Annotated in this window: 6 protein-coding genes, 1 tRNA gene, 1 rRNA gene and 1 pseudogene; 5 read left to right on the top strand and 4 right to left on the bottom strand. The window is 50.4% G+C overall.

Going from position 1 to position 7,620, the window contains the following annotated elements; translation table 11 throughout:
• Positions 1–77 (bottom strand): 16S ribosomal RNA (locus BRO54_RS18235); the annotation flags it as partial.
• A gap of 786 nt (positions 78–863) precedes the next feature.
• Between BRO54_RS18235 and BRO54_RS18225 the strand changes: the two genes are divergently transcribed.
• Both BRO54_RS18225 and BRO54_RS18220 read left to right on the top strand, forming a co-directional pair.
• A complete protein-coding gene (locus BRO54_RS18225; RefSeq protein WP_307899032.1) occupies positions 864–1,613 on the top strand; it encodes an RNA-guided endonuclease InsQ/TnpB family protein in 750 nt (249 codons plus the stop codon).
• A 159-nt stretch (positions 1,614–1,772) separates the two neighbouring features.
• Positions 1,773–2,591, top strand: coding sequence for a protein-glutamine gamma-glutamyltransferase (locus BRO54_RS18220; protein WP_074044802.1), 819 nt, complete (start codon positions 1,773–1,775; stop codon positions 2,589–2,591).
• On the opposite strand, the gene BRO54_RS18215 is transcribed toward BRO54_RS18220, so the two are convergent.
• Entirely contained in the window at positions 2,562–3,470 is a 909-nt protein-coding gene (locus BRO54_RS18215) for a DMT family transporter (RefSeq protein ID WP_074044801.1), read from the bottom strand. The genes BRO54_RS18220 and BRO54_RS18215 overlap by 30 nt on opposite strands.
• Positions 3,471–3,586: 116 nt before the next feature.
• Here BRO54_RS18215 and BRO54_RS18210 point away from each other — a divergent pair, with 116 nt between their 5' ends.
• Both BRO54_RS18210 and BRO54_RS18205 read left to right on the top strand, forming a co-directional pair.
• Positions 3,587–4,264 carry an MgtC/SapB family protein gene (locus tag BRO54_RS18210; RefSeq protein WP_011232387.1) on the top strand — a complete coding sequence of 226 codons (678 nt, stop codon included), beginning with the start codon at positions 3,587–3,589 and terminating at the stop codon, positions 4,262–4,264.
• Positions 4,265–4,336: 72 nt separating this feature from the next.
• Positions 4,337–4,409 (top strand) — tRNA-Ala (locus tag BRO54_RS18205).
• Positions 4,410–4,728: 319 nt separating this feature from the next.
• Here the strand turns inward: BRO54_RS18205 and BRO54_RS18200 are convergent.
• Positions 4,729–6,057 carry a DnaD domain protein gene (locus tag BRO54_RS18200; protein WP_074044800.1) on the bottom strand — a complete coding sequence of 443 codons (1,329 nt, stop codon included), beginning with the start codon at positions 6,055–6,057 and terminating at the stop codon, positions 4,729–4,731.
• A 302-nt stretch (positions 6,058–6,359) separates the two neighbouring features.
• Here BRO54_RS18200 and BRO54_RS18195 point away from each other — a divergent pair, with 302 nt between their 5' ends.
• Positions 6,360–7,220 carry a thermonuclease family protein gene (locus BRO54_RS18195; protein ID WP_074044799.1) on the top strand — a complete coding sequence of 287 codons (861 nt, stop codon included), beginning with the start codon at positions 6,360–6,362 and terminating at the stop codon, positions 7,218–7,220.
• Between the two features lie 202 nt (positions 7,221–7,422).
• Here BRO54_RS18195 and BRO54_RS18190 read toward each other — a convergent pair.
• Positions 7,423–7,620, bottom strand: a pseudogene (locus tag BRO54_RS18190) (hypothetical protein); the annotation flags it as partial.

Below are 7,620 nucleotides of genomic sequence, written 5' to 3'. Positions count from 1 at the left end.
GATTTGGTCCGCTCGACTTGCATGTATTAGGCACGCCGCCAGCGTTCGTCCTGAGCCAGGATCAAACTCTCCAAAGAAAGTTGATTGGCTTTTCGCATTGTCCAGCTTCGGCGCCTAGCTCTCTTCTGCCAAATAACCTTCCCCCTTGGGGTGCAAGCACCTCTGCGAGTGAAGAACATTTGGCTTCGAGATCGCCAGGATGGCGATATTTCGCCGTTGCCCGCAGGACGCGGGCTGCCTTTAGGCGAAATTACGGCGCCTCAGCTTTTCTTTCGCGCTTCGTTTCGTTCAGTTTTCAAGGAACAAGCTTTCGACTGTTTTGTCTATCTCAAACAGCTCTTTTATGTTAGCATAACATCTTTTTCGATGTCAACTGCTTTTTTTGCTTCGCATCGCTGTCAAACAACCTCTTCGATCAGCGACGTTTTCTAATATACCACCTTAACTCCAAAAATGCAATACCTTTTTTAAAAAAATTTTAGGACGCGCTGATCCATCCCCGTTCCCTCTTCTCCATCCCACAGGAAAGCGTTCTTTTCCTAAAAAAGGGGAATGAACACCGGCGCGAGTGCATACATTTCTTCTATGGCATCGCTATATAGATGCGATTGGACGCTTTCACATCGACGGCTTTTGCAAAGCGCTTGGATCGACTGCCTGGCGGCCGAACAACGCCGCCCCCACCGTTCTGCACATAGGGTTCTGCCTGCCTCCGCGCCTTGGCGCGGGGGAAAAGGAGGCCGTATGCCTCGGGCAGTCGAGATTCCGTCAAGGATATTGGGAAGCTTTTCCGCTGCATCTATATTGTCAATGCGATCCTTTCGACAAGGAGGTTGGGATCTGTTGGATTAAATTTATAAAAAATTGGTTGGATTCGCTTATCAGAGCGAGGGAAAATACCAACTAATGCAAAATACTATAACCCTAGAGTGGCATTTGATGGTGTTCATTGGTATATTTCCGTTGGATTTGAAGTCAATTCTCAAACAACAGCCTTAACACAAAATTCATTGGGTATTGATGTTGGTGTTAAACATTTAGCCGTATGCTCAAATGGGAAAATATATCCCAATATCAATCAAACGAAACGAGTCAAAAAGTTAGAAAAACGTTTGCGGCGGTTGCAACGCAAATGTTCAAGAAAGTACGAAATGAATAAAATCCAAGAAAAAGGAGGGAAGTTCCGTTACGTCAAAACACGCAACATTACGAAACTCGAAAAACAAATCCAGAAGTTGCGAGTTCGCATAACAAATATCCGTGAAGACTATGAACACAAAGTATCAAACGAGTTGGTGAGAACCAAGCCGGCTCGCATTGTCATGGAAGACTTAAATATAAAAGGGATGATGAAAAATCGCCATTTATCAAAAGCCATTCAAGACCAGCGATTGTATGCGTTTAAGCAAAAAATCAAATACAAATGTGAAATGTATGGCATTGAATTTATAGAAGCAGATCCATGGTATCCTTCCTCAAAAACATGTAGTGCATGTGGGCATGTTAAGAAAACATTAACATTGTCGGAACGGATATTTGTATGCGATGCTTGCGGTATAAGTATAGATCGAGATTTAAACGCAAGCATAAACCTTTCTAAATATACCGCATAGTTTCTGTACCGTGAGTTACACGGGAAGTAAAGCCTTCGGAGCGTCATATCAAACGAAAGTAGCTTCGGCGAAATCGGACGCGATGAACAAGGAAGCAAACAGAAATTCTTGTAAGTTTTTTGCAGAGTTTCGTAAGTTTTGCGTAACGGCATCTTCACTTTGATTCGCGTGTTATCACCAATCAACTTTGACGTTTCTGGTTCGTTTTCGCTTCCGACCAGCGAACAACGAATCTTAGATGCCCTTGTTTCCTCGCCTAAGTTGTATACGTATGCAAATAAACACCAGCTTCGATTTGAAATCGCCTTGCGCGACCGCATTGTTCGGGCGGCGGGCGAGTTGGCGAAAAGCCGGGCGCGGTTTGCCATTTTCCGTTTTTCGCGCTGCAACAGCGATTTTTGGACGCGGGACGAGCGCGGCGGCTTTCGTCTTCGCCCAGATGTCACCGCTTCCGAAGCGATCAAGGACATTTTTGTCCATAGCGAGCGATACGCGTTTGAATGCGCGACTGCGATCGTCATCGTGTTTTACAAGGCCGTGCTTGACGTAATCGATCCAGCGGCATTCAACCGGCTGTTTGCGGATTTGCTGCTGTATGACTGGCATACCGACCGGGATCTTGGCATTCAAACAAAAAAAGATGAACACTTTCTCCCCGGAGATTGCCTCTATTTTAAAAACCCGGAATTCGATCCATTGACGCCGCAATGGCAAGGGGAAAATGCCATTTACTTAGGCGACGGCTTGTTTTACGGGCATGGCATCGGCATTCAAACAAAGGAAGGCATCATCGCCGCGCTCAATCGAAGACGAAAGCGGGGGGCGACGAAATCCGCTTACCTACTTCCCAATATCACGCAAGTCGATTTCGCTTATCTGTCCCAATTCGCCCGCGGCTTCGATGAATTCCGCCTGCCGATCCGCCGCCCGCCCTTTATCGTCGGAACGCTAGGGTCCGCTACGTTCTTGCACCGTTAGCGGACCTTTTTCGTTTTTCTCCCACAAATACAGGGCGATTCCTGTTAAAATAAAAATACCGCCGATCCATTGAAACGGACGGATCGGTTCGCCAAACAGCCAATAGGCCAAGGCGGAAGCGCCGATCGGTTCAAATAAAATCGCCATCGACACCGTCGAGGCGCTGACCCATTTGACCGCCCAGTTCATCACCGAATGGCCGAGCAGCGTTGGAATGACGGCGAGAGCGAGAAAACAAAGCCAATCCGTCAGCTGATACGCCGTCAGCGAAAGGCGAAACAGCATCGCGTACAGCCACAACACCGCCGCGCTGATGCCATAGACGATATAGGTATACGTCATCAATGACAACCGTTGGCGCACCTCTTGGCCGAACAGCCAATACGCCGTGACAAACGCGCATGCCAACAACGCCAATCCATCGCCGTACAGCGCTTCACCGCTGACGCGGAAGTCTCCCCAGCTGATGAGAACGCTGCCGATAATGGCCAACACCGCGCTCCCGACCGCGCCGACGGTCAACCGTTCGCGGAAAAACAACGCGCCGCCTGCGAAGGCAAACAGCGGCTGCAGCGTCACAAGCACGACCGAACTGGCGACGGATGTATAGTCGAGCGATTCAAACCAAAGGATAAAATGAAAGGCAAGCAAAACCCCAGAACAAAGCGAAAACAGCCAATCGCGCCGAGAGATGCCTCGGAGTTCGCTTCGATGCCGGAGGAACAACGGCGTCATGATGGCGACGGCCAAAAAGAGCCGATAAAAGGCGATCACCGCGGACGGCGCCTGCGACCATTTGACGAAAATGGCCGATGTTGACACGGCAAGCGCGCCGATGAATAGAGCGGCATAAGCCTTTATGGTGCTTGGCGGCTTCATTCGTTTTCCTCTCCTTGTCTCGTCAAGCGCAGCCCCTGGCCGCCGTTTTCACGCCGGGCGAAAACAGGCGTCATCGGGCGTTTTCTTTCATTATACCATGAACGAGGTGAGAAACGATGATGTTTGATCCGTTCCTCAAACTAGGGATTTCCGCCATTCTCGGGCTGATCATTGGGCTGGAACGGGAATTGAAGCGAAAACCGGTCGGTTTGAAAACGTGTCTTGTGATTTCCATTTCCAGCTGCTTGCTTACAATCGTTTCGATCGAATCAGCGTACGTCTTTCCGCTTAAAGACCATATTACAATGGATCCGCTTCGACTGGCGGCGCAAATTGTGTCCGGGGTCGGTTTTTTAGGAGCAGGCGTCATTTTGCGCCGCGGCAACGACAGCATCACCGGGCTGACGACCGCCGCGATCATTTGGGGGGCGGCAGGGATTGGAGTAGCGGTCGGCGCAGGCTTCTATTGGGAATCGGCGTTCGGCGTCGCGCTTCTCATTGTCAGTGTGGAACTCATTCCGTTTTTGATCAATTTTTTCGGACCGAAGCAGCTGCGCGAAAAAGAGGTGCTGTTGCAAATCACCGTGGCGGACGCCAAAAACATTACAAAGGTCATCGACCATTTAAAACAACAGGACATCAACATTAAAACGATGCGCATTAAAGATGTTGAAGAGAATGAACATTTGCTGAAACTAAGAGCCGTCATTGACCAAAAGCGCTCGACCGCCGAACTTTACTACGTCATCCGCTCCATTGACGATGTCGTGCACGTTGATATTGAAAGCGGGTGATCAAAAAAGGATTGCAATTGTCCGCATCCCTATATATAATGGGACATGGACAGATCATCCATATCCTTTTTTGGGGCATTAGCTCAGTTGGGAGAGCGTCGTGCTGGCAGCGCGAAGGTCACCGGTTCGAGCCCGGTATGCTCCATTCACAACACCCTTGCGCGGCAAGGGTGTTTTTCTTTCCGGATTGGATGCATATGGTTCGTTATGGAAGCGGTTGTTGACGAATGGTTGACGACATTTCTTTTTTACAAACGATGAGTCAAGCAATAGACTTGCTTTTCAAGGTTAGAGGAAATTCAAGAAAACCAGCAGCGCATTATCGATTTGCTGTCCGCCCGCTCCATTCAGCACGAAGCTGAACTGAAACGGATAAAGTAGGCCGCCGCTGCTCGTTCAGCTCAGCTGAAGCGTTCATGCCATCCCCCACGGAGATGCTCCGTTCGGATGGTCTTTCTATTTTTTCAACGCTTGTGAGGTGATGGGGATTGCGGCGGTGTATAGCCGCCCGGATCGTTTTTGTATTTTTTCAACCGCTCCTCGAGCTCTCGGCGCGCCTGCTCGATGTCAAAGTCGTCGTCTTCCGGCTGGCTGTAATCCATCTTCAGCCAATCCGGCACGATCTCGGTACGGATCGGTTTCCGCATCGTTCTGCCGCCATCGGATGAAGGCGGGGCGGATCGCTGCTTCATCCGCTGTTCCCGAAACGCCAACCGCGCGGCGCGCACTTCGTCCACGGTGCGATACCCTTTTTCCGTCCAGTCGCGCAAAATCGTTTCCACGTACACCCACCGTTTTGCGCCGTTTTCCACCGCGATTTTCAATGCTTCCAACACCAATTCCTCGGACGCATCGTCCACCCACGCATTGATCTTTTCCCGCAAATAATCGCCGATCACGCCAAACCCGTTTTCCTCACAGAAGCGAACGATCTCCTTGTATGTGCGCACGCGCGCGTCTTCTTCGTCTTCTCTTTTGATCTCTGATGTAATCTCTGTTGTCGTCTCTGGTATTGGTCTCGTCAAATTGAGCACCTCGACCGCCCAGTTTGACCAGCTGGACGGTTCATTTTGCGCAAATGGACTGACTGTTTCGCCCATCGTCTGCTCATTTTGGCCGGTCGAAACGCCATCGTAAACGGCCGAAATCTGATCTTGTTGAATCGTCGAAACGCTGCTTTGCATCATCGATCCCCCATCTTCAATGGGCAAAACCCTATTTTGAACCGTCGAAATGCCATCTTGAGCCGCCAACATCCCCCCTTGAACCATGGAAGCGCCGCCTTGAACGGCCGAGACGCAATCTTGCACAATCGAATCCCCATCGTGCGTCGTCAAACCCTCATCGTGAACGAACGAAGCCCCGTCTTGAGTGAACGAAACCGCACCTTGAACGATCGAAACACCATTGCGCGCGGTCATCACGCCATCATCTGCCGCCTGCCCATGTTGTCCGCCCGACATTTCTTTCGTTATTTCGGCCAGTTTGTCATAGTCGATCCGATACCATTTCGTTTTATCGATCTTGGAACGGTTGAAATTCGCCGCGACGATGATCCCCATTTTTTCCAGTTTGAGAATGATCCGGCGAATCGTGCTTTCCGACCAGAACGGGAATTGTTGCTGCCAGTCTGCATACGTGTTGTACACCCACTTATAGCCGTCATGGACGTTTTCACTTTTCTCGAGCCAATAATGCAGCTGCTGAACAACGATGCTTTCGTTCAACCCGATCGCCAAAGCGAGTTGCGGCAAAATGACCAACGGTTGATCCTTCAGAAGCAGTTTCGCCATCAAATCTCCTCCCCTTGCAACATTCATTTCCCTTTCATTCATGATGGAATTCTTTCATGATCGTTCTATTTTTTTGATAAACTTTATGGTGTACGACATCAAATGGCCTAAGAACGCGAAAAACGCCATTTTCACCCCGTTTTGTGTGAAAAAAGGGCAAAAAGCGGCGGGGAAACGTTGATTACACATGCAAAAGGAAATATTGTCACAGTTGTCGTCGTAAAAACGGAAGCCGAATTCGCAGCGCGGCTTGATGAAACGATGTGTACAGCGAAAAACGGTTGTCGAACGGGGGGATCCTCTTGAAACGAATCGTCATTTTCTGTTTTTGTTTGTTGGTGATGTTCCCGATTTCCGCTTTTGCCCACCCTGGCGAGCTTGATGAGTTGGGCGGGCACTTCCGCGGCAGCGACTGCGTGTATTTGCTCCATGAGCCGACTGCGCTGGCGAAGCAGGCGAAAACGAAACAAGAGCTTGTCCAGCTTATTCAAACATACAACGGCAATGAACGATGCAAGCGGCATCTCACCCCAGAGCGAATCGACCTGGACGGCCATACGCTGGAGAAGAAAGAAGATCGTTCTACGTTGCGCCTTGGCCGCACCTACCCGGCTGAATTGGTCGAGTGCATCGACGGCGATACGGCGAAATTCCGCGTCAACAGCCATGTATACACGACGAGGTTTTTGTTCATTGATACGCCGGAGAGCACGATCCAAGTCGAACCGTATGGGAAAGAAGCAAGCCGGTTTACATGTTCCCGCTTGCATCAAGGGAACATTTTGCTTGAGACCGACGGAGACGCGCTGTTTGACAAATACCAGCGGCTGCTCGCCTGGGTGTGGGTCGGCAAGCGCCTGCTGCAAGAAGACCTCGCCAAAGCCGGACTTGTCGAAGACTTTTATGACTATGGCGATTACAAATACGAATCGCGCGTCCGCAAGGCGTACGAGGAGGCGAAACGAACCGGAGCGGGCATGTACGAAAAGCGCTCCAAGGCGAAACAACCGAACAGCGAACCGAAAACCGCCGGGAGCGGTCAACCTCCTGCCCGCGAACAAGGAGGGCCGACGGAAAAAAACGCCGGCCACCCGGCCCTTTATACGCTGCTTGGCCTAGCGGCGGCCGCCGCGCTCTATTGGCTCATCCGCCAGTTGAAATGATCAACGGCCGGTGATGGGACGAATATCTGAATTTGCAACAATGTTTTTCAAATTGAAAAAAACCTTGCAGCGCTGCAGTTTCATCCCTTGAAGCTTTCTCACGAACGGATCTGTCGCCACCCTTCCGGCGAAAAGAAAAAGCCTGTCCCCATCGGGCAGGCTTTTTCTTCAACGTTTTCATCTTGTGTGTTTTCTCTCTCCCTCATTGCCTCGGCAATAGCTCTTCAATGCCATCTGGACCGTTTTCCATCGGCGCCGAATCGAACCGGCGAAACCCGTATTTCTCAAGGCGCATGATTTGTTCGTCGGTCAAATCGGTGTACGCGATGACAGACGGCGTGCCGGACGATTTTTGACACTCCACACGCCTAAAGGCGTGGGATTCTTGGGTCGTTCGCGT

The organism is Geobacillus proteiniphilus (assembly GCF_001908025.1).
Taxonomy (GTDB): domain Bacteria; phylum Bacillota; class Bacilli; order Bacillales; family Anoxybacillaceae; genus Geobacillus; species Geobacillus proteiniphilus.
The sequence above is the reverse complement of the archived record's forward strand: the minus strand, read 5'-3'. Positions and strand labels throughout refer to the sequence as shown.

Bases quoted from the DNA above. Each gene is read 5' to 3' on its own strand.
- BRO54_RS18215 (WP_074044801.1), bottom strand. From the start codon at position 3,470: ATGAAGCCGCCAAGCACCATAAAGGCTTATGCCGCTCTATTCATCGGC.
- BRO54_RS18200 (WP_074044800.1), bottom strand. From the start codon at position 6,057: ATGGCGAAACTGCTTCTGAAGGATCAACCGTTGGTCATTTTGCCGCAA.
- BRO54_RS18210 (WP_011232387.1), top strand. From the start codon at position 3,587: ATGATGTTTGATCCGTTCCTCAAACTAGGGATTTCCGCCATTCTCGGG.